Source organism: Sphingomonas sp. (genome assembly GCF_036402235.1).
GTDB lineage: Bacteria > Pseudomonadota > Alphaproteobacteria > Sphingomonadales > Sphingomonadaceae > Sphingomonas.
Window position 1 is genome coordinate 1 of sequence record NZ_DASWTG010000044.1, and the last position, 22,065, is coordinate 22,065.

29 protein-coding genes are annotated in these 22,065 nt (G+C 67.3%); 26 read left to right on the forward strand and 3 right to left on the reverse strand.

Annotated elements, in window-relative coordinates:
- Nucleotides 1-136: 136 nt before the first annotated feature.
- From VGD28_RS08710 to putA, 3 genes are all read right to left on the reverse strand, one after another.
- Nucleotides 137-334 carry a KTSC domain-containing protein gene (locus VGD28_RS08710; protein ID WP_331027946.1) on the reverse strand — a complete coding sequence of 66 codons (198 nt, stop codon included), beginning with the start codon at nt 332-334 and terminating at the stop codon, nt 137-139.
- Between the two features lie 181 nt (nt 335-515).
- Nucleotides 516-1,739, reverse strand: a complete 1,224-nt coding sequence (locus tag VGD28_RS08715; protein WP_331027947.1) for an NAD(P)/FAD-dependent oxidoreductase — start codon at nt 1,737-1,739, stop codon at nt 516-518.
- A gap of 75 nt (nt 1,740-1,814) precedes the next feature.
- Nucleotides 1,815-5,414, reverse strand: a complete 3,600-nt coding sequence (gene putA / locus VGD28_RS08720; protein WP_331027948.1) for a trifunctional transcriptional regulator/proline dehydrogenase/L-glutamate gamma-semialdehyde dehydrogenase — start codon at nt 5,412-5,414, stop codon at nt 1,815-1,817.
- A gap of 120 nt (nt 5,415-5,534) precedes the next feature.
- Here putA and VGD28_RS08725 point away from each other — a divergent pair, with 120 nt between their 5' ends.
- The 26 genes from VGD28_RS08725 to VGD28_RS08850 all read left to right on the forward strand — a co-directional run bounded on the left by VGD28_RS08725 (nt 5,535) and on the right by VGD28_RS08850 (nt 21,937).
- The gene (locus tag VGD28_RS08725) at nt 5,535-6,029 is read left to right on the forward strand and encodes an Lrp/AsnC family transcriptional regulator (protein WP_331027949.1); all 495 of its coding nucleotides are present in this window, start codon (nt 5,535-5,537) and stop codon (nt 6,027-6,029) included.
- Between the two features lie 37 nt (nt 6,030-6,066).
- Entirely contained in the window at nt 6,067-6,471 is a 405-nt protein-coding gene (locus VGD28_RS08730; protein ID WP_331027950.1) for a hypothetical protein, read from the forward strand.
- A gap of 87 nt (nt 6,472-6,558) precedes the next feature.
- The gene (locus VGD28_RS08735; RefSeq protein WP_331027951.1) at nt 6,559-6,858 is read left to right on the forward strand and encodes a hypothetical protein; all 300 of its coding nucleotides are present in this window, start codon (nt 6,559-6,561) and stop codon (nt 6,856-6,858) included.
- Between the two features lie 536 nt (nt 6,859-7,394).
- On the forward strand, nt 7,395-8,141 hold the full coding sequence (locus VGD28_RS08740; RefSeq protein ID WP_331027952.1) for a hypothetical protein: 747 nt from the start codon (nt 7,395-7,397) through the stop codon (nt 8,139-8,141).
- Between the two features lie 104 nt (nt 8,142-8,245).
- Nucleotides 8,246-10,774 carry a DNA-directed RNA polymerase gene (locus tag VGD28_RS08745; RefSeq protein WP_331027953.1) on the forward strand — a complete coding sequence of 843 codons (2,529 nt, stop codon included), beginning with the start codon at nt 8,246-8,248 and terminating at the stop codon, nt 10,772-10,774.
- Between the two features lie 68 nt (nt 10,775-10,842).
- On the forward strand, nt 10,843-10,986 hold the full coding sequence (locus VGD28_RS08750; RefSeq protein WP_331027954.1) for a hypothetical protein: 144 nt from the start codon (nt 10,843-10,845) through the stop codon (nt 10,984-10,986).
- Nucleotides 10,983-11,120, forward strand: coding sequence for a hypothetical protein (locus tag VGD28_RS08755; protein ID WP_331027955.1), 138 nt, complete (start codon nt 10,983-10,985; stop codon nt 11,118-11,120). The genes VGD28_RS08750 and VGD28_RS08755 overlap by 4 nt, the downstream gene beginning before the upstream one ends.
- A gap of 58 nt (nt 11,121-11,178) precedes the next feature.
- A complete protein-coding gene (locus VGD28_RS08760) occupies nt 11,179-11,583 on the forward strand; it encodes a hypothetical protein (protein WP_331027956.1) in 405 nt (134 codons plus the stop codon).
- Nucleotides 11,584-11,603: 20 nt separating this feature from the next.
- On the forward strand, nt 11,604-11,864 hold the full coding sequence (locus VGD28_RS08765; protein ID WP_331027957.1) for a hypothetical protein: 261 nt from the start codon (nt 11,604-11,606) through the stop codon (nt 11,862-11,864).
- Complete coding sequence (locus tag VGD28_RS08770) at nt 11,861-12,025, forward strand: hypothetical protein (protein ID WP_331027958.1); 165 nt, start codon at nt 11,861-11,863, stop codon at nt 12,023-12,025. The genes VGD28_RS08765 and VGD28_RS08770 overlap by 4 nt, the downstream gene beginning before the upstream one ends.
- Entirely contained in the window at nt 12,026-12,685 is a 660-nt protein-coding gene (locus VGD28_RS08775; protein ID WP_331027959.1) for a hypothetical protein, read from the forward strand.
- The gene (locus VGD28_RS08780) at nt 12,682-12,852 is read left to right on the forward strand and encodes a hypothetical protein (protein WP_331027960.1); all 171 of its coding nucleotides are present in this window, start codon (nt 12,682-12,684) and stop codon (nt 12,850-12,852) included. The genes VGD28_RS08775 and VGD28_RS08780 overlap by 4 nt, the downstream gene beginning before the upstream one ends.
- A gap of 32 nt (nt 12,853-12,884) precedes the next feature.
- Nucleotides 12,885-13,256 carry a RusA family crossover junction endodeoxyribonuclease gene (locus tag VGD28_RS08785; RefSeq protein WP_331027961.1) on the forward strand — a complete coding sequence of 124 codons (372 nt, stop codon included), beginning with the start codon at nt 12,885-12,887 and terminating at the stop codon, nt 13,254-13,256.
- 118 nt (nt 13,257-13,374) lie between these two features.
- Nucleotides 13,375-14,178, forward strand: coding sequence for an N-acetylmuramoyl-L-alanine amidase (locus tag VGD28_RS08790; protein WP_331027962.1), 804 nt, complete (start codon nt 13,375-13,377; stop codon nt 14,176-14,178).
- A gap of 237 nt (nt 14,179-14,415) precedes the next feature.
- On the forward strand, nt 14,416-16,077 hold the full coding sequence (locus tag VGD28_RS08795) for a toprim domain-containing protein (protein WP_331027963.1): 1,662 nt from the start codon (nt 14,416-14,418) through the stop codon (nt 16,075-16,077).
- On the forward strand, nt 16,067-16,582 hold the full coding sequence (locus VGD28_RS08800; protein WP_331027964.1) for a dATP/dGTP diphosphohydrolase domain-containing protein: 516 nt from the start codon (nt 16,067-16,069) through the stop codon (nt 16,580-16,582). The genes VGD28_RS08795 and VGD28_RS08800 overlap by 11 nt, the downstream gene beginning before the upstream one ends.
- On the forward strand, nt 16,579-16,875 hold the full coding sequence (locus VGD28_RS08805) for a hypothetical protein (RefSeq protein WP_331027965.1): 297 nt from the start codon (nt 16,579-16,581) through the stop codon (nt 16,873-16,875). The genes VGD28_RS08800 and VGD28_RS08805 overlap by 4 nt, the downstream gene beginning before the upstream one ends.
- A 399-nt stretch (nt 16,876-17,274) precedes the next feature.
- A complete protein-coding gene (locus tag VGD28_RS08810) occupies nt 17,275-17,739 on the forward strand; it encodes a hypothetical protein (RefSeq protein WP_331027966.1) in 465 nt (154 codons plus the stop codon).
- 29 nt (nt 17,740-17,768) lie between these two features.
- Nucleotides 17,769-19,736 (forward strand): DNA polymerase, encoded by a 1,968-nt coding sequence (locus VGD28_RS08815; protein ID WP_331027967.1) that lies wholly within the window; start codon nt 17,769-17,771, stop codon nt 19,734-19,736.
- Between the two features lie 303 nt (nt 19,737-20,039).
- Nucleotides 20,040-20,252, forward strand: coding sequence for a hypothetical protein (locus tag VGD28_RS08820; protein WP_331027968.1), 213 nt, complete (start codon nt 20,040-20,042; stop codon nt 20,250-20,252).
- Between the two features lie 11 nt (nt 20,253-20,263).
- Nucleotides 20,264-20,677, forward strand: a complete 414-nt coding sequence (locus VGD28_RS08825) for a MazG-like family protein (RefSeq protein WP_331027969.1) — start codon at nt 20,264-20,266, stop codon at nt 20,675-20,677.
- A complete protein-coding gene (locus VGD28_RS08830; protein ID WP_331027970.1) occupies nt 20,674-21,087 on the forward strand; it encodes a hypothetical protein in 414 nt (137 codons plus the stop codon). Before VGD28_RS08825 ends, VGD28_RS08830 begins: the two co-directional genes overlap by 4 nt.
- Before the next feature lie 10 nt (nt 21,088-21,097).
- Nucleotides 21,098-21,256: a hypothetical protein gene (locus VGD28_RS08835; protein ID WP_331027971.1), complete on the forward strand. Its 159-nt coding sequence runs from the start codon at nt 21,098-21,100 to the stop codon at nt 21,254-21,256.
- Entirely contained in the window at nt 21,256-21,450 is a 195-nt protein-coding gene (locus VGD28_RS08840) for a hypothetical protein (protein WP_331027972.1), read from the forward strand. The genes VGD28_RS08835 and VGD28_RS08840 overlap by 1 nt, the downstream gene beginning before the upstream one ends.
- Nucleotides 21,447-21,653 (forward strand): hypothetical protein, encoded by a 207-nt coding sequence (locus VGD28_RS08845; protein ID WP_331027973.1) that lies wholly within the window; start codon nt 21,447-21,449, stop codon nt 21,651-21,653. Before VGD28_RS08840 ends, VGD28_RS08845 begins: the two co-directional genes overlap by 4 nt.
- Nucleotides 21,650-21,937, forward strand: a complete 288-nt coding sequence (locus VGD28_RS08850; RefSeq protein WP_331027974.1) for a DUF7220 family protein — start codon at nt 21,650-21,652, stop codon at nt 21,935-21,937. The genes VGD28_RS08845 and VGD28_RS08850 overlap by 4 nt, the downstream gene beginning before the upstream one ends.
- Nucleotides 21,938-22,065 lie beyond the last annotated feature (128 nt).

Consider the following 22,065-nt stretch of genomic DNA (forward strand, 5'->3'; position numbering starts at 1 on the left):
GGGACCATGCGAAGCATGGTGGAGGGGCCGCCCCGCAGAGGGCGGACAGCTTACCGCACGCACCGCCGTCTGCGCGGCGGCCCCTCCGGCACCGCTTCGCGGCGCCACCTCCCCGTGCCGGGGAGGAATTGCCGCCTCACCGCTCCAGCGTGAACCGGAACCGGTCCCGTATCCGCCGGTTGAAGAAGCTGCCCTTCGACACCGCCTTGCGCATCCCCAGCGCGATGCGCTCGGGCACGTCGTGATAGCTGTATCGCCGCCCGCTCACGAACAGGATGTCGAGCCGGGCTGCGTCCGGATCATAATTCCAGCTTCGGATCACGCTCGAAGGCATGCCCCTTCAACGCGCGAGCAAGGCCCTGAGGTGCACGACCATTCCAATCCTCCCCCGCCAGGGGGAGGTGGCGCCGAAGGCGTCGGAGGGGGAGGAAACCCAATCAGCATCATCGTTCCCTCCTCCTCCGTCAGGCGGCTATGCCTGCCACCGCCCGCCCAGCGAGGAAGGATAGCGCGCCCTAGCCCGCCAGTTCCTTGAGCGGCGTCCCGGCATCCGCGAGCCGCACCGGGTCGATCGCCATCCGTTCGACCACCAGCTTGCGCCCCTGGACATAGTCCTTGGTCGCATTGACGCAGTCGAGCGCGATCACCTGCCCTTCCCTGAGGTAGATCACGGAGAAGCTGCGCGTCGCCGGATCGCCGCGCACCACGCTCGCATCATGCCCGGTGGAAAGCCCCACCGTTTGGAGCTTCAAGTCATACTGGTTCGACCAGAACCACGGCACCGCGTCATAATGCGCTTCGATGCCCGCGATGGTTTTCGCGGCCACGGTCGCCTGATCGTTGGCGTTCTGCACCGATTCGAGCCGTACCGGCATGCCGTCGGCAAAGGCATTGGCGTGCAGCGCGCAGTCGCCGATCGCGAACACATCGGGCAGCGAGGTGCGGCAATGGCCATCGACGGCGACGCCGTTGCCGCCCTCCGCGCCCGCGGCGATCAGCGACTCGACCGCGGGCACGATGCCGATGCCGACGATCACCATCTCGGCCGCGATCACCTCGCCGTCCTTGAGCCGCACGCCCGTCGCCTTGCCGCCCTCGCTCTCGATGCAATCGACCGCGACGCCCAACCGCACATCGACCCCGTGCGCGCGATGCTCCGCCTCGAAGAAGCGCGACAACGGCTCGCCCGCGACGCGCGCCAGCACCCGGTCGAGCGCTTCGAGCAGCACCACCTGCTTGCCCGCCTTGGCCAGCACCGCAGCGGCTTCCAGCCCGATATAGCCGCCGCCGATCACCACCGCCCGAGTGACCTGGTGCAGCTCGGCCGTCATCCGGTCGGCATCGGCGCGCGTGCGCACCGTGTGGACGCCCGCTGCATCGTTGCCGCTACACCCCAGCCGCCGCGGCGCGCCCCCTGCGGCCCAGATCAGATGGCCATAGCCAATGCTCTCGCCATCGGCGGTGACGACACGATGCCCCTCGGGATCGACGCTGACCACGCGGCGGCCGAGCAGCATGTCGACCTTGCGCTCCTCCCAAAAAGCGGCCGGGCGGATCAGAATCCGCTCGAACGCCTTCTCCCCCGAAAAATATTCCTTCGACAGCGGCGGCCGCTCGTACGGCAGCTCCGGCTCCTCGCCGATGATCGCGATGCTTCCCTCGAACTTGGCCTGACGCAGCGCGATCGCCGCCTGCGCGCCGCCATGCCCCGCCCCCACGATCACCACGTCATAGCGCATCCGCCGGCTCCCTCTCCTGGTCGCGAGGGCGCGTAGCAGCGTGCGAGGCGCTCGGCAAAGCCCCATCTGGCAGGATCAGGCGACCGCCATCAGGCTCGCATTGCCTCCCGCCGCGGTCGTGTTGGTGGAGATCGAGACTTCCTCGACCAGCCAGTCGAGCCGCGGCGTCCCCGCCTGCGCCAGCACGATCGGCCCGGGCAGTCCGGCAATCGCGGCGAGCGCCGCGGTCCGCACCGCGGCGTCCCCCTCGATCAGCGCGCCGCTATACGGCCCGGCCTCGCGCCAGGCGTCCGCCCAGCTCAGCCGCGCCGCGACGCGCTCGGGCAGGCCTGCCAGCTCGCTTCGCAGCGCCGCGTTGCCAATCACCGCGCGATTGCCCGTTGCGAGCACCGCCGCGACCTGCCCGATCAGCCCTACGCGCGTCTGCGGCAGCAGCAGGATCGTGCCACGCGGGTGCAACGCATAGACATTGCGCTCGCCCACCGGGCCGGGCAGCTCCACCTCGGCGCCCAGCAGCGAGACCTCGCCCGCAGCGCGCGCCACCTCGCCCTCTTCGCCCAGCCATAATGCGAAGTCGCGCAGCGCCGGATCGCTCGCCGCCGATGCCAGACCCGGCGGCACGGTCGCGGCCTGCACCAGCCGGCCCAGATAGAGCGGCCCGCCCGCCTTGGGCCCGGTGCCCGAAAGCCCGCGCCCGCCGAACGGCTGCACGCCCACCACCGCGCCGATGATATTGCGGTTGATGTAGAGGTTGCCCGCCTCGACCCGCTGGCTGACATGCGCGATCGTCTCGTCGAGCCGCGTGTGCAGACCGAAGGTCAGGCCATAGCCGGTGGCGTTGATCGCATCGATCACCCGGTCGAGATCGCGGCGCTTGTAGCGCACCACATGAAGCACCGGCCCGAACACCTCGCGCTCCAGATCCGCGATGCTCTCCAGCTCGATGATCGTCGGCGGGACGAAGGTGCCCTGCGCCGTCTCGCCCGCCAGCTCGATCTGCTCGACCGCGCGGCCCATGCCACGCATCTTTTCGATATGGCCCTCGATATTGGCCTTGGCCTCGGCGGTGATGACCGGGCCGATATCGGTGGCGAGGCTGTCGGTGCGCCCGATCGACAGCTCGTGCAGCGCGCCCTTGAGCATCGCCAGGATGCGGTCGGCGACATCGTCCTGCAGACATAGCACGCGCAGCGCCGAACAGCGCTGGCCGGCGCTGTCGAAGGCCGACGCGATCACATCCGCGACCACCTGCTCGGCGAGCGCCGAGCTGTCGACGATCATCGCGTTCTGCCCGCCGGTCTCGGCGATGAAGGGGACAGGGAGGTTATCGGTGGTGAGGCGCGTGGCCAGTTCCTTCTGGATGATCCGCGCCACCTCGGTCGAGCCGGTGAACATCACCGCCTGCGTGCCCGGCGCCGACACCAGCGCCGCGCCGATCGCGCCGTCGCCCGGCACCAGCTGAAGCGCCGCGGCGGGGATGCCCGCCTCGTGCAGGATCGCGACGCCCTGCGCGGCGATCAGCGGGGTCTCCTCGGCTGGTTTGGCGAGCACGGTGTTGCCCGTCACCAGCGCCGCCGCGATCTGCCCGGTGAAGATCGCCAGCGGGAAGTTCCACGGGCTGATGCAGGTCACCGCTCCGAGCGGCTTGTGCGCCGCGCCGAGCATCGCGCGCGCCTGCGCCGCATAGTAGCGCAGGAAGTCGATCGCCTCGCGCACCTCGGCGATCGCGTTGGGCGCAGACTTGCCCGCCTCGCGCATGATCAGGCCCATCAGGATCTGCATCCGGTCCTGCATCAGGTCCGCGGCGCGATCGAGGCATGCGGCGCGATCGGCCGGAGGCACCGCGGCCCAGTCCGCCGCGGCCGCCTGCGCCGCCGCCACCGCCGCCTGCGCGGCTTCCGGGCTGACCTCAACCACCGTGCCGACCACATCCTTGCCGTCCGCCGGATTGTACACCGGGCGCGAGGTGCCGAGCCGGTCGGCCGGCTCCGCCACCCAGCCCGCCGCCGCGCTCGCGCGCAACGCATCGCCAAGCGCCGCCAGCACCGTCTCGCTCGACAGGTCGAGTCCCTCCGAATTACGCCGTGCGCCATAGAGGCCGGCGGGCAGCGCGATCAGCGGATGCTTGGCACCGACCACATCCATCGACCGCACCTGATCGACCGGATCGGCGACCAGCTCGGCGATCGACACCTCGGGATCGGCGATGCGGTTCACGAAGGAGGAGTTGGCCCCGTTCTCCAGCAGGCGCCGCACCAGATAGGCGAGCAGCGTCTCGTGCGTCCCAACCGGCGCATAGATGCGGCACGGTCGGTTGAGCTTGGCCGCACCGACCACCTCGTCGTAAAGCGGCTCGCCCATGCCGTGCAGGCACTGGAACTCATAGTCGCCGATCGCGAAGTCCGACCCCGCCATGTGGTAGATGGTCGCCAGCGTCTGGGCATTGTGCGTCGCGAATTGGGGGAAGATCCGGTCGCGGTTCGCCAGCAGCTTGCGTGCGCAGGCAATATAGGCGACGTCGGTGTAGATCTTGCGCGTATAGACCGGGAAGTCGGGTAGCCCTTCCACTTGGGCCCGCTTGATCTCGGCGTCCCAATAAGCGCCCTTGACCAGCCGCACCATGATCCGCCGCCCGGCGCGCGCGGCGAGATCGACGATCCAGTCGATCACGAACGGGCAGCGCTTGCCATAGGCCTGGACCACGAACCCCAGCCCGTCCCAGCCCTTGAGATCCGGATCGAGCGCCAGGCTCTCGAGCAGGTCGAGCGACAGCTCGAGCCGGTCGGCTTCCTCGGCATCAATGTTGAAGCCGATGTCATAGCGCTTGGCCAGCACCGCCAGCGCCTTCACCCTGGGCAGCAGCTCACTCATCACGCGCCCGGCCTGGGCGCGAGCATAGCGCGGATGCAGTGCCGACAGCTTGATCGAGATACCCGGCCCGCCGACCACGCCGCGTCCCGCCGAGGCCTCGCCGATCGCGTTCACCGCATTCTCGTAATCGCGATAGTAGCGCTCGGCATCGGCCATCGTCGTCGCCGCCTCGCCCAGCATGTCGTAGCTGTACTGGAAACCGCGCGCCTCCAATGCCCGCGCGCGCTTCAGCGCCTCGGCGATGGTCTCGCCGGTGACGAACTGCTCGCCCATCATCCGCATCGCCATATCGACGCCGCGGCGGATCACCGGCTCGCCCGCGCGCGCGATCAGCCGCGTCAGCGCCGCTCCCAGCCCGGCGTCGTTGACGCTCCCGGTCAGCTTGCCCGTCACCACCAGCCCCCAGGTCGCGGCGTTGACGAACAGCGAGCGCCCGTCGCCGATATGCGACTTCCAGTCGCCGTCGGCGATCTTGTCGCGGATAAGTGCGTCGCGCGTATCGTCGTCGGGGATGCGCAGCAGCGCCTCGGCGAGGCACATCAGCGCCACGCCTTCCTGGCTAGACAGCGCATATTCCTGCACCAGCCCCTCGACGCCGGTGCCCTTGTGCTTGGTGCGCAGCGCGGTGATCAGCGCCGCGGCGGTCGCCCGCGCCGCCTCACGCGTGCCCTCGGGCAGCGTCGCCTGCTCGACCAGCGGCGGAAGGCATTCCGGCTCGGGCCGGCGATAGGCAGCGGTGATCGCCGCGCGCAGCGGCGTCTGCGGGCGGATCGGCGGGGCGAAATCGGCGAAGGGCGCGGTCATCAGGCATCCTCGTGAGTATGGTGGCGCCGATATCCTACCAGCTTTGCGCATCTGGATTGGACTTTTGAACACTCTCCGGCATAGCGTTTCGCCCTCATTTAACGGCATCTGAAGGCAAATATGACTGACAAGCCCGCCGATCCGGTCACTTTGGATGCGTTCGACCGCAAGATCATCGACGTGCTGCGCGCCGACGGCCGCATCGCGATCACCGATCTCGCTGCCCGTGTCGGCCTGTCCAAGACGCCCTGCCAGGTCCGCGTGAAGCGGTTGATCGCCAACGGCACGATCCGCGGCTTCCGCGCGATCGTCGATCCGGCCCGCCTCGGCCTCGACCATATCGCCTTTGCCGAGGTGAAGCTCTCCGACACGCGCGAGGAAGCGCTGGAGGCATTCCGCCGCGCCGTGCTGCGCATTCCCGAGGTCGAGGAATGCCACATGATCGCCAGCAGCTTCGACTATCTCCTGAAGGTCCGCACCGCCGACATCCGCCGCTATCGCGAGGTGCTGGGCGAGCGCATCTCGAGCCTGCCGCACGTCGCCAGCACCTCCACCTTCGTGGCGATGGAGACGATCCGCGACTCCGGCATGGGTGGCACGGGAGGCGGCGCTTAAGCTGGCCTTCAGGGTCGCCGCGACTATATCCGCTGCGATGACCGCGCCAGCCGCCTCACCGCACGCCGCTCGCCGCGCCCCTTGGGCGTTGTGGACGACGCTGCTCGCGATGCTGCTGGCGCTGCAGGCGTCCGCCGGCGCGATCCGCCCGGCGGCGCTCGTCGAAGCCGGCGCGGTCGCGGCGAAGCTGGTCCAGCCCGCACCCCTCGCCGCGCAGTTCCGCGATACCGGCCACGCGCTCAAGGCCACCGGCCAACGGCTCACTGCCTCCAAGCCGCACGACGATCAGGATGGCGCGCCACCGCCTCTCCCATCCGCCGCCCCCGCCCTCATCGCCGTTCCTGCCGCGGGCAGCACTCAATATGCCGACGGCGCAAGCGCGCGCCGCGGCGATGCGCTCGACCGCGCCAATCGCGCCCGCGCCCCGCCGCTCGCCGCCTGAGCGGGCAGCCCGCCCATTCACCGTTCGCTGAAACCGGCCGCCACGCGCGGCCGCAGGCGCGTATGCGCGCCGTCGAAGGAATATATCATGGAAGAACAAAATGGCGCCGATCTCGCGCGCCGCACCCGCATCGCCGGGTTGCTGAACCACCACCCCAATCTCAGCCCCGAGGAGAGTGCTGAGATCCTCGATTTCCTCAAGACCGGATCGATGATCGACATCGGCATGCTGCGCGGCGACCCGGCCTATCGGGCAAAGATCGAGGCGGTGAAGGCTGCGGACCACCGCGCCTTCAAGCTCGGCCCGGTCCGCTCGATCCTGATCGGGCTGGCGATCACGGTGCCTTTCGTGTTGCTCTGCTGGCTGATCGCCGACTGGGGCGCCTGAAGGCACGGAAGCCCCGCCGCGCACCGGCACGGCGGGGCTTCCGGACTGTCCAAGTGGTAGCGGAGGCTCTATTTGCTCCAGCATTTCTGCGGGGTTGCGGGGATTTCTTCGGGTGTGCCGGGCGGCACGACGAAAAATCCCCGCCGCTGGCACGATCTGGCACGATAGTTCCACCATCCCGATTATCGTGCCAAGGCAGGGATGATTGCCCCTGACCTTCGGGGTGCGCTGACTGAAGGTGTAACTCTAGGAGTGATCCTTCGGCGCACCCCCGGACTCCCGCCGTTTTCTCGCGAGTGCCCGCTCCCACCCTCGGCCGCCCTCGAACGCCGCATAAAGCAGCGCAACCACCACGAACGCCCGCGCAGCGTGGTCCCACTGGTCACCCATAGCGCACCTCCGGGGTCGTCTTAGCCGCCCTCGGAGACCCCCACAATTACCCCTGACCCTCGGCGACCCAAGCCTCGGGCCATCCACTCACCGCGCACCTCTAGGCCACTTCCGGCCTCCCTTCCGCGCACTTCAAGGAGACTGACATGACCCTCGTGAAGCTCGACAAACCTGCTCTCGTCCTCCGCACCTCGGATAAGGATGGGCGCTCCTATCACACCCCAACGTTCCAGTGGCCGGAGAGCGGACGCGTCATCGCCCCCGATTGGGACCCCTCGCCGCGCTGCGGGAACGGGCTGCACGGCTTGCTGTGGGGCGAAGGCGGCTCCGGTTACCTGACTTTCCACCCCGACTCGCGTTGGCAGGTCGTCGAGATCGACGAGTACGTGCAGGCATCATCAGACAAGGTGAAGTACCCCGAGGGCCGGGTTGTCTTCTCCGGTACGCAGGAGGAGGCTACCCGCTACATCTACGAGCGGGCACCCGCCGGGACCTGTGTTGTTGGCGTGAGCCTGACCGGCGGCTATGGCAGCACGCTGACCGGCGGCAATCGCAGCACGCTGACCGGCGGCTATGGCAGCACGCTGACCGGCGGCGACGACAGCACGCTGACCGGCGGCAATCGCAGCACGCTGACCGGCGGCAATCGCAGCACGCTGACCGGCGGCAATCGCAGCACGCTGACCGGCGGCGACGACAGCACGCTGACCGGCGGCTATGGCAGCACGCTGACCGGCGGCTATGGCAGCACGCTGGTCTTCAAGCACTGGTCGTCCGCGCAGCAGCGCTACCGCCGTAAGCTGGTCGAGGTCGGAGACACCGTAGACGGCGCGCTTATCGAAGCCGGGAAGGCTTACCGCATGACCGACGGCGGCGTCATCGTCCGCGTCTGATCCCACGAACACCCACGAGCCTCCGAGAGCATCCCTCTCGGGGGCTTTTTTTGCGCCCTCGGCGCGCGTTCGGCGCGCCCAATCCCCGAACCGGAAGGACCATAATGCAGACCATCACACGCGACCTCATCCGCCGGCAGATCGAGCTGGAGGATGACAGCCGCGCGCTCGGTGCCCGTCGCTATCGTGCCCGCGAGTTGCCTTGGAAGCCCGAGGCGGGCACCATCGACGAGGAAGCGAACCTCCCGCCTGGGCAGAAGCTCATCAAGTCGACCGTGCTGGTCGCTGCGCAAGCGATCGAGGAGTTTCTGGCCGAAGTGTGCAGCGGCAAGGCTGGCCGCCGGCACGCCGCCGCGGACTTCCTCCTCCTGACCAAGCCCGACGCGGCCGCCTACCTCACCCTCCGGTGCATGTTGAACGGCAGCGTGGCGCAGTCGATGATGCAGACGGTGGCCGTGCAGGTCGCCGAGGCGCTGATCGAGAACCTCGAACTCTCGTCCTTCCGTGAGCAGAACAAACTCGGCTACAAGGGCTGGCTTAAGGCGCAGGAACAGCGCGGCTATTCCCGCCAGCGCAAGAGCGCCGTGAAGAAGCTCCTCGACAGCGAGGGGGTCGCCATCGAGATCAGCCAGCAGCAGAAGGCCGCGGTCGGCATGAAGTGCATCGAGCTGGTCATGGACTCGACGGGCATGTTTGTTCAGGACCAGGTCCGCCGGTCGCGCGGCTACGGCATCGCCCTGCGTCCGTCGGAAGCCCTCCAGAAGTGGCTCGACGAGCAGCACGCTCGCTGCGAAATCCTCGACCCTCTCAGCATGCCTATGCTGATCCGTCCGCGCCGCTGGCGGTCCCCCAGCTACGGCGGATACCTAACCCCACGCGCCGGCAATCGGTTCGTGAAGCAGCGCAACCGCGCCTATCACGACGAGCTACGCAACGTGGACATCAAGGACGTCTACGACGCCGCGAACCACGTTCAGGACACCGCCTGGCGCATCAACAGCCGCGTCCTCGACGTCATGCAGGTCGTGTGGGATGGCGGGGGGTCGCTCGGCGGCCTGCCGATGCGCGACGACGAACCCACGCCGACCAAGCCGATCGACATCGACACCAACAGCGAAGCCCGCGAGCGCTGGAAGCGCGCCGCCGGGGAGGTCTACGCTCGCAACGCCGAGCGTCTGTCGATGCGCCTCGCGGTCCATCAAGGTCTTTGGGTCGCCCGTCGGTTCACCGACGAGGAAGCCATCTACTACCCCCACGAGCTGGACTTCCGCGGCCGCATCTACCCGATCGCCGTCGCTGGTCCGTCGCCGCAGGGGTCGGACTGGCAGAAAGGGCTGCTTGAGTTCGCCGACGGGGTTCCTTTGGGGGCCGAGGGGTATCGCTGGCTCTGCATCCACATCGCCAACCTGTTCGGGGTCGACAAGGTCCCATTCGAGGAGCGGCTCGCGTGGACGACCGAGAACATCGAAGCCCTGCTCGACAGCGGCCGCGATCCGCTCGACGGGCAGCGGTTCTGGACGACGGCCGACAGCCCCTACTGCGCACTCGCGGCGTGCCTGGAGCTGGCCGACGCATGGGCGCTCGACAACCCGGCGGACTATGCCTCGCGCATCCCGATCGCGCTGGACGGGTCCTGCTCGGGCCTCCAGCACTTCTCGGCGATGCTGCGCGACGAGGAAGGCGGCAAGGCGGTCAACCTGCTCCCCTCGGAGCGCCCGCAGGACATCTATGGGGCCGTTGCGCGGCGCGCGCAGGGGTTCGCGGACGCTGCGCTGGAAGACCTGCCGTTCGAGGTCTCCTCGATCAAACTGACGGGCCGCGATGCGGACGGGAACGAGATCGACATCGATCCCGAAGTCATCCGCAAGGCATGGGCCGGCGGCAAGGTTTCCCGATCGATCGCGAAGCGCCCGACGATGACCTTCTGCTACTCGGCGACTCGCTTCGGGATGCAGTCGATGATCCTCGGGACGTTGAAGGAACTGGACCGGGCAGCGGAGGAGGCCGGCAATCCGCCCTACCTCGGCGGCGCGGACAACTATCACGCGGCGATGTGGCTCTCGCATGTCCTATATAGTTCCATCAGCCAGACTGTTCGGGCCGCCGCGCAGGCGATGGATTGGCTCAGAGAGGCCGCGAAGGTGGCGTCGAAGGGTGGCCTTCCTCTGTGGTGGACGACCCCGATGGGTCTGCCAATCTTGCAGGAATACAAGGCGCAGAAGGGGCACGTCATCGACACGCATTGGTGCGGCCAACGCGTGCAAGTGATCGTGAAGGTCGAGGCCGAGGGTCTGGACAGCCGCAGCCAGGCCAACGGGGTCGCCCCGAACTTCGTCCACTCGCTCGACGCGGCGCACCTCCAGTCCGTCGCGCTTGCCTGCAAGGGTGAAGGCATCCAGCACCTCGCGGTGATCCACGACAGCTTCGGGACGCACGCGGCGCACACCGGGCGCCTCTCGGCAATCCTGCGGGAGACCTTCGTGGCGCAGTATGAGGACGATGTCCTCGGGCGCCTCTACGACGAACTCAAGGACCAGCTTGGCGAGGAGCTGGCAGACCAGCTCCCGCCCCCGCCGCAGGCAGGCACCCTCGACCTAAGCTGCATCCTCAATGCCGCTTATACCTTTGCCTAATAGTTCCACCATCCCAACTATCTAATTGCCCCTGACCATCGGGCACTGAACCCAAAGGGAACCTGAACATGCACACGCAGACCTACCCGCCGAGGAACCCGGCGAAGCACATCAAGCTGCCGACGGAGAGCGCTCGGCGCATCGCAAGGCAGATCGCGGAGAACAGCGGGGTCGTGACGGTCCTCGGCGGGGAAATGGGGGTGCCGCTGTGAAGGAGCCGCTCGAAGCACGCATCACCCGTCGCATTGCGGAGCTGGAACACGCCGCCGACGCCGCCGGCGATGACGTGCTGCGCCTGGGCACGATCCTTTACGCCGTTCGTCAGCTCCGCCGCCTCCTGCGCTGACTGCGTCTCGAATGCCCCTGACCATCGGGCACTGAAACCAATTCCTCTGGAGCATCACATGACCAAGCAATTCGATCCGGCGAAGCCGGTGCAGACCCGCGACGGCCGCAAGGCGCGCATCATCGCGACGGACATCAAGAGCGCCTACCCGATCATCGCCGCGTATGCGTCCGACTCTGGCGCCGAACTGGTGGGCGGCTTCACGGTCGACGGCCGCTATATCCATTCGAGACACGAGCACAGCCACGACCTCGTGAACGTGCCGGAGCGCACCGAGCGGTTCTTTGTGGTCTACATGAACCTCTTTCCGGTCCTCAACACCGTCAACGATGGCGGCCCGGCGGTGGTCGAGGTCGCCGAAGGCGATTGCCGCCTCGGGCAGGACGACAATCTCGTGTTCGGCGTCAAGGTGACGTTCGAGGACGGACGGATCGTTGCCGTGGGGCGGACCCCCGCCGCATAATGCACCCCTCGACAATCGCCTTGGGGGTCGCCGCGAGTTCTTCGCTGGAACCCCTCAAGGTCCCCTGCTTCACCCTGATCGACGCCCTCCAGGGCACCCACCCATCCCGCGCCCTCGAAGCGATGTTCCTGACCGCGGCCCTCACGGCACAGTCGGCAGGCATGGACGGGCACGAGCTGCTCGCCCGCGCTCACCGGCAGATCGCCGACGCCGACGCGGGCCGCAACCCGCACTTCGAGGCGATCCGGGACTACGCCAGCGGAGAACTCCGCAAAGCATGAACGACCTGAACTACGAGCGGTTGGTCGAGACCACCGCTGACGAAACCAAGGACACCGGCATGGTGGACCTGGTCGCGGCCACCGCCGCCCTAAGCATGGGCTATCAGGTGGACCGCTTCACCCGCGACGTCCTCAACACCGTCGCAGAGATGAAGGACTGAATGGCAAATAAGACGTTTGTGACGCCGAAGGGCACGGCGATTTTCCCCAAGCTCAACACGCCTGACACCAAGTTCAATGCTGCCGGTGTCTATGAGGTCAAGCTGGCGTTCGACGCCGACACGCCGGGCCTCGACAAGTTCCGCCAGATCGTCGAGCAGATGGTCGACGAGCGCTTCGACGAGGAGGTCAAGGCCCTCGAAGATGCCGGCAAGGGCGGCCTCGCCAAGAAGCTGACCAAGGTGTCGCCGTTCAAGGCCGAGGAAGACCCGGCCACCGGCGACGAGACCGGCCGCATCCTGGTCAAGGCCAAGATGACCGCCAGCGGCATCTCGAAGAAGACCGGCAAGCCGTGGACGCGCAAGCCGAACATCTTCGACGCCAAGGGGCTGCTCATCAAGAACCCGCCGCAGATTGGCGGCGGCTCCGAGATGAAGGTCTCGGTCGAGCTGGTGCCGTATGTGGCGCAGAACGACAAGACCGTGGGCGTCAGCCTGCGTCTCGGAGCCGCGCAGATCATCAAGCTCGTCGTGTTCGGCTCACGTGACGCGGCCGGCTACGGCTTCGGCGAGGAGGAAGGCGACGACCTGTCCGGCTACGCCGAGCAGGAGTTCGGAGTCGGCGCTGATGCCGGCAACGCACCGGACGACGACGATCTGTGATTACCGGCGCTCTCATCGGCTTTGCCGTGTGGTTCGGGATCGTCATGTTCTGCACCGTCTGCGTCGTGGCGCTCGGGCGACCGGCACCTCGCATTGAGCTGACCGGCATCGTCAAGGCTGTCGGCTTCGCGCTCGTCGGTGCCCTGATCGGGCACCTCGTGGCCTGACCCACACATCCTTCCGGCTCGACGTCGAACCGATGCCCACCCCGCGACCGCGGGCACGGGTCATCACGGCGCCGGGCCGGAAGCCCATCGCGTCCTTCTACTCACCCAAGGAATACCAGGAGTGGCAGAAGGAAATGCTCGAAGCGCTGAAAGCCGTTCCGGCTGTGCGCTTCGATGGGCCTGTGGCCGTGGAGGTCGCTTGCTTTGTGAAGCGACCGAAGACGACCAAACTCCCCGCGCCTCGATCCGATACCGATAACTATGGAAAGGGGCCGCTGGACGTCATCACCAAGGACGGGCGGTTCTGGCACGACGACTCACAGGTCGTGCATCTGACCATATCGAAAGCGTGGACCGAGACCGAACCTGGCGTCGCGATCACCATCCGCACCGCCGATATGTAGCGGGTGCGGAGCCGAGGTCCCGCCGATCACCCGAACCGGCGGCCGCCCGCGTAAATGCGCCGCGTGTCAACGTGTCACAGCGGCCACGCAGAAGCGGAGAAGCCGCCAGCGCGATCCGTTGTCGAACCAGAAGCATCGGAATTGGACGGCCAATAACCCGCTCAAGCGGATGCTCTATTCCGCGAAGAAGCGGGCCAGCGACCTCGGCCTACCCTTCAACCTCACCGAAGACGACCTCACGCTCCCGACCGTCTGCCCTGCACTCGGCATCCCGCTCTCCGCAGGTCGCGGCAAGCGCCATTCCGGCTCTTATAGTCTCGACCGCATCAACCCAGCGCTCGGTTATGTGCCGGGCAACGTCGTCGTCATCAGCGACTTAGCCAACCGCATCAAGACGAACGCGACCGCCGACCAGGTGGCCGCCGTCGCGGACTGGCTCCAAGCCATCGAGAACGAGATCAAATATAACCCCATGACCCGCATCGACTTCCTCGCGGTCCACTGTTCGGCAACGCCGGCAGGGGGCAAGCACGAGGCGATCGGCGCGGCCGACATCCGCCGCTGGCACCGTGAAAAGGGCTGGCGCGACATCGGCTACCACTTCGTCATCAAGCGGGACGGCACGGTCGAGACCGGCCGCCCGACGGACCAGCCCGGCGCGCACGAGCCGCGCATCAACAGCCGCTCGCTGGCCGTCTGCCTTGTCGGCGGAGCGCCGCCCATCGGCTCCGAGGCGGCCCGCAAGGGCCTCGGCGAGGCGAACTTCACGCCCGTCCAATACGCCTCACTCAAGACCCTCCTGACCACCCTGACGCGCAAGCACCCGAAGGCAGAAGTCCTCGGGCATCGCGACGTGCCGGGGGTCCAGAAGGCGTGCCCCAGCTTCGCGGTTCGCGAGTGGTGGGCCGCCAATAAACCCTGACCATCGGGCACTGAAACCCGCCCACTGATCCCCTTCGGAGACACCCATGCGAAACCGCAAGACCCCTGCGGGCGCCTCGCCGCGCCCCGCTGCCATCCCGCGCGACCTCGTTAAGCGCCCTACGGCGCTCGGCGAAGCGATGCTCGCTGCCTGCGACAAAGCCGGCATCGACGTCAGCGCGGCCCGCCTGCCGGTCAAGCGCGAACCCGCGTGGCGTGTCTCCCGGCGGGAGGGTCGGTGAGCGACCCGCCCGAGAGCGAACTGCTCTACAAGACCGGCTGCGAGGAGTGCGGGAGCAGCGATGCGAACGGCGTCTATGACGACGGGCACCGCTACTGCCACAAGTGCCACCACTACACCCCAGCCGATGACGACGAGGCCGGCGGAGAACCTTCGGAGCGCCCTGCGCGCCCCTCCGCCGGCCTCTTAACCGGCGCCATCGAAGCCATCCCGAACCGAAAGCTGGACGACCGCGTCTGCGCCAAGTTCGGCTACCAGGTCGGCACCTTCAACGGCTCACGTTGCCACATCGCGCCCTACCGGGACGAAGCGGGCCGCGTCGTGGCGCAGAAGGTTCGCCTGCCGGGCAAGGACTTCATGGTCCTCGGCGACATGAAGGCGGCTCTGCCGCTGTTCGGGCAGCACCTCTGCCGGGATGGCGGCAAGATGCTCGTCGTGACCGAAGGCGAGATCGACGCGATGTCGGTGACGCAGGCGATGGGCCTGACTTGGCCTGCCGTGAGTGTTCCGACGGGCGCCGGCGGTGCCAAGAAGGCCATCGCCAAGGCCCTGTCGTTCCTCGAACGGTTCGAGAAGGTGGTCTTCTGCTTCGACGAAGACGACCCCGGCCGAGAGGCCCTCGACGAGGTCCTCCCCCTCCTCACCCCCGGCAAGGGCTTCATCGCCTCGCTTCCGCTCAAGGACGCGAACGAGATGGTCAAGGCGGGGCGGAGCAAGGAACTGGTGGATGCCATTTGGGGCGCCCGCCGGTGGGAGCCGGACGTCCTCACCGACCTCGACGAAATCCTCGACGACGCCTGCGAGGAGATGCCGTGGGGCCTTCCGTGGCCCTGGCGGACAATGACGCAGCGCACCTACGGCATCCGCCGGAGCGCGCTCTACACCTGGGGCGCGGGCACCGGGTCCGGCAAGACAACCTTGGTCAAGCAGCTCGCCCTAACGGCGATGCGGCCGGACCTCGGGGAGGATCATTCCGACTTCCTGCCGATGCCCGCCCCGCGCCCCGTGGCCGCGATCCTCTACGAGGAGCCGGCGCGTCAGACCCTCAAGACGCTCGGCGGCATGGCGATCGGTAAGCGGGTCCACGTCCCCGGCACCGTCTATGACAAGGCGGAGCTGCGGGCCGCGATCAGCACCTTCCTGCCGCTCCTCAAGTCCGTGTCGCTCAAGGGCGCGCGGAATTGGGAGACCGTCAAGTCGACGGTTCGCTACCTGTGTGTCGCCGAGGGCGTCCGCGATTTCATCATCGACCCCATGACCGCACTGACGGCGGGCGCCGAGGATGAACGCCGGAGCCTCGACGGCATCATGTCGGAGCTGGCGGAGCTGGCCGAGGAACTGGATGTCACCATCCACCTCGTCTTCCACCTCGCCACCCCCGACGGCAAGAGCCACGAGGACGGCGGCCGGGTGCAGGAGAAGCACTTCCGCGGCTCCCGCGCCGTGGCCTTCTGGTCGCACTACCTGATCGGCCTCGAACGCGACAAGCAGGACCCGTCCTGCCCAACCACCGTGCGCGGCCTCAAGGACCGCCTGACCGGCGATGCCGTCGGTCCCTTCATCGCCCTCAAATACGACCGCGAGACTGGCCTGATGGCCGAGGTCCCGTTGCCGGAGGAGGGCGGCAACACCTTCAAGGATGAGACCGATGAGCTTTAAGGAAGTCACGTGCTTCCCCGACGGCGCGCCTTGCACATGCACTCGCGCCGGCAAGGCCTGTTGCGCGGAGACCAGATACGGCAGCTTGGCCGACCTTTATCCTGTTACGACGGAGTCGAAGGCAGCCTCGCCGACCGACGACCGCCCTTCGCTCCCCGACGACGCCACCGCTCGCCTCGCCTACCCCATGGCGGACGGCCTGCTGGACTACTTCCCGAACGCCCTCGCCGAGGTCGCGCGGCTCTCGCACGTCGCCACGCAGCAGCACCACCCGGACGCCGGGATGCATTGGGATCGGTCGAAGTCCACCGATCACCGCAACAAGATCATGCGTCACCTCGTCGACACCGGGAAGCTCGACGACAAGGGCATGAGGCACTCCGCGATGGTCGCCTGGCGCGCCCTCGCGCTGCTGCAAGAGGAACTTGAGGCGGCCGACGGCTTGCCCCCTTCCCGCGCGTCCCGCAACCGACCCGAACCGTTCACTCAAGGAGCACCGACTTGACCCTGATCCGCACGCTCATCCTCGCCTTCACCGGCCTGTTCACCCCGTCGGCAACCTCGATCGTCAACGGCCTGGCACGCACCGCCGACAAGCTCGACGGCGTCCAGAACAAGCTCTCGACGACCCTCGACAACCTGTCGAACGAAACCACGCTCTCCTTCAAGCGCCAGTCGGCGGCCGTCGGCCGTGAGACGGCGTTCCGCGAGAACGTCCGGCTGCGCGAAGACCGTGTAGCCGCGGAGATGGGCCACGCCCTGCGCGTCCGCGACCGCATCCGTGCGCTGATCGACTGACCCTGCCCGCGGTTTACCGCCGGCCCTCCCCGCGCGCTTCGGCTCCGGGGACCATTTTCGGACGAGAGGCCGAACCGCTGACACGGTCTACCCTCAAGTCGGCCTGTCAGGGCCGAGCGGACTATGAGCGCCGTTCCGACCCCATCAAATCCCCGCCGGCGCGCCGAATGATCGCTGTCGGATAACTGGAGGGAAAGCAGCGCTGCCGCTGCCGGGGCCTCCACCCCAACCGGACACCCCATGAAAATCCTGATCGCCTGCGAGTTTAGCGGGACGGTTCGTGACGCCTTCGTGAGACGGGGCCACGACGCGATGTCCTGCGACCTTCTTCCCTCGGAGACACCGGGGAAGCACTATCAAGGGGACGTTCGAGACGTCCTCGACGGCGGCTGGGACCTAATGGTCGCGCACCCGCCTTGCACCTACCTCACGGTCAGCGGCCTCCACTGGAACAGCCGGCCCGGCTTCGAGTGGCGCGCAGCGGAGACCGAGAAGGGTCTCGACTTCGTCCGTCTGCTCATGGCCGCCCCGATCCCCAAGAAGGCGATCGAGAACCCCGTGAGCTGCATCTCGTCGCGCATCCGAAAGCCGGATCAGACGATCCAGCCCTACGACTTCGGCCACGACGCCAGCAAGCGGACCTGCCTGTGGCTTGAGGGCCTGCCCTCTCTCTCTCCGGCTGCGTTCCCTCGGTTTCCGGGGCGCCGCGTGGAGTGGCCGAAGGGGTCCGGGAAGATCGTCGAGCGCTGGTCGAACCAGACCGACAGCGGCCAGTCGAACCTCGGCCCGTCCGAGGATCGCTGGGCCAAGCGCAGCGTGACTTACGCCAACATCGCCGAGGCGATGGCCTCGCAATGGGGCTGATACTTCCACCATCCCCATAAGGAGCGACGTTGCCGCTAATCTGCGACCTGGAGTCCGATGGACTCCTGGATGAGCTGACGCGCATCCACACGCTGCACGTCATCGACCACGCCACCGGCAACGCCCTCCGGTTCAACAACGGGTTCTTCGCGGACGGCTCGCCGGCTCCCCGCGACGGCACCCTCGAAGACGCCCTCGCGCTGATCGAGGCGGCCGACGTGACCTACTGGCACAACGGCATCCGCTTCGACATCCCAGCGATCACCAAGCTCTACCCTTCGTTCCGCCCTCGGGGTCATGTTCGCGACACGATGCTGCTCGCGCAGATCGCTTGGCCGCACCTGTCGGACATCGACGCGGCCGCGATCAGCAAGAACAAGCGCCCCGAGGGCTTCGGCAAGTTCGTCGGCCGGCATAGCCTTGAGGCGTGGGGCCACCGCCTCGGCGTCCACAAGGGCGACTACAAGGGCGGCTGGGAACACTTCACGCAGGAGATGGAGAGCTACGCCGCGCAGGACGTGGTCGTCACGCGCGCGCTGCTCGAATTGATCGAGAGCAAGAACCTGCACCCCGAGACCGTCGAGCTGGAACACCGGGTCGCCGAGATCATCCACATGCAGGAGCGCTTCGGCTTCGCCTTCGACGACGGCGCCGCCGAGAAGCTGGAGATCACCCTGCGCGGCTGCAAGGCCGAGCTGGAGGATCGCCTGCGCGAAGCCTTCCCGCCCTGGCAGGAGCCGGAGCGGAAGGGCGGCAGGGCCGTCCAGTTCGTCCCCAAGCGCGACAACGCGAAGCTCGGCTATCAGGCCGGGGTCGCGATCCAACGCTTCAAGACCGTCAGCTTCAACCCTGCCAGCCGGGACCACATCTCGAACCGGATGATGGCCCTGCATGGGTGGGAGCCGGTGGAGTTCACCGACGGCGGTAAGCCCAAGGTCGACGAAACCACCCTCGACGGCCTCGACGTCCCCGAGGCAAAGCTGCTGGTCGAGTATCTGACGATCGACAAGCGCCTCGGCCAGCTCGCGGAAGGCGCGCAGGCATGGCGCAAGCGCGTCACCCCGGCGGGCCGCATCCACGGCCGCGTCAACACCCTCGGCGCGATCACGCGGCGGATGACCCACAGCTACCCCAACGTGGCCCAAGTCCCCTCCCTCGTGAACGCCTCGGGTCCCGTGCCGTATGGCAAGGACTGCCGCGCGCTGTTCGGCGTGGCGCCGGGCAACAAGCTGGTCGGCTGCGATGCCGAGAGCTTGGAGCTGCGGATGCTGGCGCATTACATGGCCCGCTTCGACGGCGGTGCCTATGCCGACACGGTCGTCAACGGCGACAAGGACGCCGGGACCGACGTGCATACGGTCAACCAGAAGCTCATCGGCCTCAATAGCCGCAGCTCCGCGAAGACCTGGATCTACGCCTACCTCTACGGCGCCGGCAATCTCAAGCTCGGCACCGTCATTTACGAAGACATGCCCGCCGAGGAGCGTGCGAAGTTCAACGCCAAGCACCCCGCAGGACAGCCGCGAGAGCGCGCGCTGGTGCGTATCGGTAAGCTGGCGCGAGACAGCATCGAGGCCGGCCTTCCGGCGCTCGGGCGCTTGCAGGAGATCGTCAAGGGCCGGGCAGCGTCCGGCCTCATCAAGACGGTCGACGGCGGAATGCTCCGCATCCGCTCGGCCCACGCCGCGCTCAACACGCTGCTGCAAGGCGGCGGCGCGGTCGTGATGAAGAAGGCGCTGGTCGTCTTCGCTGACGACCTGGTCGATCGCGGCTTCGAGCCGGACATCCTCTCCGGCTCCTTCAGCCACCCCGACGGCACCCTAGGGTTCGTCGCCAACGTCCATGACGAGTTCCAAATGGAGGTCCCTGAACACCTTGCCGAAACCATCGGCCGACTTGCGGCGGACTCGATCCGCCTCGCGGGAGAAGCCTACGGCCTCCGCTGCCCCCTCGCGGGGGCGTATCAGATCGGGGACAACTGGTCAGATAGCCACTAAGGCGAAGGACGACCCACGCTACCAGCTCTGGCACAACGCCCTCGCACGGGCGAAGCGCCGCGGGCTGGCCTTCACCATCACCATCGACGACATCGTTGTCCCGGCCTTCTGCCCGGTCCTGCACATCCCGCTCGCCAAGGCCAAGGGGAAGCAGGGGCCGGGTCCAAGCTCGCCCACCCTCGACCGCAAGGTGGGGTGGCTGGGCTATGTGCCGGGAAACGTGGTCGTCCTCTCGAACCGAGCCAACCGGATCAAGTCCGACGCCGCCCCGCACGAGCTGCGCGCCATCGCCGAGTTCTTCGGATGAGCGCAGCCCGCCACACCGCCAACCGCCTCGTCTTGCAGTCCTCGCGGCTCCGCAAGATGGCGGCGGGCATCCGCGCGTCCGGCAAGCCCATCGACGTGCCTTGGAAGGGCGGGCGCAAAGCGCTCCACCAGCTCACCAGCTTGGATGTCGAAGGGTTCGCGAAGGACCTTGAGCGGGACGCCCGGAAGCTCCGCACCCTCTACGCATAAGGAATATCCGCATGGGCCATCGCTGCCCCGTTGACGACCGGCCCTTCCGACAGTCGCCGTGCTTCCACGCGGCGTGCCGAACGGCGCCAACCATCGCGCACGTCACCCTACGAGACGCAAATCGCGCCCGGCAGCGCGAATGGGATGCCGACAACCAGATCACGCTCGCTTACCGCGGGAACGAATTGGCAGGCGAGGCCGGCGAAGCCTGCAACGTCATCAAAAAGATCGAGCGAGAGCGGCTCGGCATCCGAGGTTCCCGAGATACGATCGAGCATCTTGCGGAAGAACTCGCAGATGTCGTGATCTGCGCCGATCTGATCGCGATGGCCGAAGGTATCGACCTCGACCGAGCCGTCGCCGAGAAGTTCAACGCGACGTCGGTGACGGTCGGCCTTCAAACGCGAATGGTTGTTCCCGAGTGACCCGCGCCGCGCTGCTCCGATGGGGCGGCATCTGTCTCGCCGCGCTCGCCGCGGCTTTCCTCCTCTATCACTTCCTCACCGCCCCCTCGCGTGCCCGTAAGGAAACCGCCGTTGCCACCGCGACGGCCCTTACGGCTGACGCGAGCAAACAGGCGGCGCAGGACTCCGTCAAAATCCTCGTCGAGACCCAAGCCGCCCACGGCCGCATCGACGTCATCACGAAGGGAAACCGAGATGCGATCCTATCCGCTCCTGGCGCGGCTGTTGCGGTCGGGCCTGCTGCTCATCGCGCCGGCCTTGATGCTCTCTGCCTGCGCAACGCGTATCGTTTACAACCGGCCTGCGTCGGACTGCTCGACGCTGATCCCGTCACCACTCCGCAGCCCGGCGCCGGGGGCACCGCTCCCTAGCACGGGCACCGTGGGCGACTGGATTGCCTTCGGGGACGCGCAAACCGGCCAGCTCGACAAGTCGAACATCGACAAGGCGGCCGCGATCGAGGTCGTCGAGGCGTGCGAGAAGCGCGACCGCGAGGCCGAGAAGAAGATCACGAAGAAGCCTTGGTGGGCGGTGTTCTGATGAACGACTTCTTCGGACGCCCGCTCGCCATCGGCGACCAAGTGGCGTTCATCGAGACGGGCTACCGTAACTTCAAGAAGGCCACAGTTGCAGACATGACGCCGCAGAAGGTCCGCCTGATCTTCCGCTCTCAATATGCACACCGCGCCGATGAAAGCACGATGCGGTTCCCTTCCGAGGTGGTTAAGCAATGACCGACTTTCTCAAGCGGTGCGCCTTCCGCGTCGCGATCATCCTGCTCGTCCCCTACGTCCTGCTGACGTGGTTTCTGGCGCTGCCTTATGTGGTCATCGACTGGCAGGCTCGCCGCGATCACTTCGAGGACTTCCACGCAACGTTCGTCAGCCGGCGATCGTGGGAGAGCTGGTGGGGTTGCCTCCGGGACGGCCGCGCATGACCGCGCAGTCCCGCCTCGACTCCTTCATGGAGGCCCTGACGAACACCCTCATCGGCCTCATCGTTTCCACCATCGCGAACTTCTTCGTGATCCCGCTGGTCCTCGGCGTCCACATGACGCACGGCCAGAACATCGTCCTGGCGCTGATCTTCACGGTCATCTCGATCGCGCGCAGCTACATCCTCCGACGTGCCTTCAACGGCCGTTCGGTGTGGCTGTCGGTGAAGCTCGGCGCTTCGTTCTACTGGATGCTGGCGCGCAGCAAGCGGTATCGGTTCCTGTGAGGTGTCTATGGCACCGCTGGGGCCGGTGGGAGGACGTTGGGAAGGCTGACGAAGCTCGGGCCGCCTTCCCCGTCGGCATAGTGATGCGCCAGGTCATCAAGCAGCAGCGCCGCTGCTCGAAGTGCAAC